The organism is Janthinobacterium sp. DSP2-3-3 (assembly GCF_049897325.1).
Lineage (GTDB): Bacteria > Pseudomonadota > Gammaproteobacteria > Burkholderiales > Burkholderiaceae_D > Janthinobacterium.
Map to the genome: position 1 here is coordinate 1 of NZ_JAFCWA010000034.1, position 1404 is coordinate 1404.

Below are 1404 nucleotides of genomic sequence, written 5' to 3' on the forward strand. Positions count from 1 at the left end.
TTCACGAAGCAATCGGAAGTGGTTCCAAGAAAAGCCTCTAAGCTTCAGTCATACGAGACCGTACCGCAAACCGACACAGGTGGGCGAGATGAGTATTCTAAGGCGCTTGAGAGAACTCGGGAGAAGGAACTCGGCAAATTGGTACCGTAACTTCGGGAAAAGGTACGCCCCGGTAGCTTGAATGGTTTACTCCATGAGGGTGAAAGGGTTGCAATAAACTGGTGGCTGCGACTGTTTAATAAAAACACAGCACTCTGCAAACACGAAAGTGGACGTATAGGGTGTGACGCCTGCCCGGTGCTGGAAGATTAAATGATGGGGTGCAAGCTCTTGATTGAAGTCCCAGTAAACGGCGGCCGTAACTATAACGGTCCTAAGGTAGCGAAATTCCTTGTCGGGTAAGTTCCGACCTGCACGAATGGCGTAACGATGGCCACACTGTCTCCTCCCGAGACTCAGCGAAGTTGAAATGTTTGTGATGATGCAATCTACCCGCGGCTAGACGGAAAGACCCCATGAACCTTTACTGTAGCTTTGCATTGGACTTTGAACCAATCTGTGTAGGATAGGTGGGAGGCTTTGAAGCGGGGACGCTAGTTCTCGTGGAGCCAACCTTGAAATACCACCCTGGTTTGTTTGAGGTTCTAACCTTGGTCCGTTATCCGGATCGGGGACAGTGCATGGTAGGCAGTTTGACTGGGGCGGTCTCCTCCTAAAGTGTAACGGAGGAGTTCGAAGGTACGCTAGATACGGTCGGACATCGTGTTGATAGTGCAATGGCATAAGCGTGCTTAACTGCGAGACTGACAAGTCGAGCAGGTACGAAAGTAGGACATAGTGATCCGGTGGTTCTGTATGGAAGGGCCATCGCTCAACGGATAAAAGGTACTCTGGGGATAACAGGCTGATTCCTCCCAAGAGTTCATATCGACGGGGGAGTTTGGCACCTCGATGTCGGCTCATCACATCCTGGGGCTGTAGCCGGTCCCAAGGGTATGGCTGTTCGCCATTTAAAGTGGTACGTGAGCTGGGTTTAAAACGTCGTGAGACAGTTTGGTCCCTATCTGCCGTGGGCGTTGGAAATTTGAAGGGGGCTGCTCCTAGTACGAGAGGACCGGAGTGGACGAACCTCTGGTGTACCGGTTGTCACGCCAGTGGCATTGCCGGGTAGCTAAGTTCGGAAGAGATAACCGCTGAAAGCATCTAAGCGGGAAACTTGCCTTGAGATGAGATTTCCCAGAGCCTTGAGCTCTTTGAAGGGTCGTTCGAGACCAGGACGTTGATAGGCTGGGTGTGGAAGTGCAGTAATGCATTAAGCTAACCAGTACTAATTGCCCGTACGGCTTGTCCCTATAACCTTAGCAGGTACAGAGGATGAGAAAGTACATGTTGCGTGTTGTTGAT

1 rRNA gene is annotated in these 1404 nt (G+C 51.1%); it reads left to right on the top strand.

Annotated elements, in window-relative coordinates:
• A 23S ribosomal RNA gene (locus ACP7DE_RS27940) occupies window positions 1-1352 on the top strand; the annotation flags it as partial.
• Window positions 1353-1404: the final 52 nt, after the last annotated feature.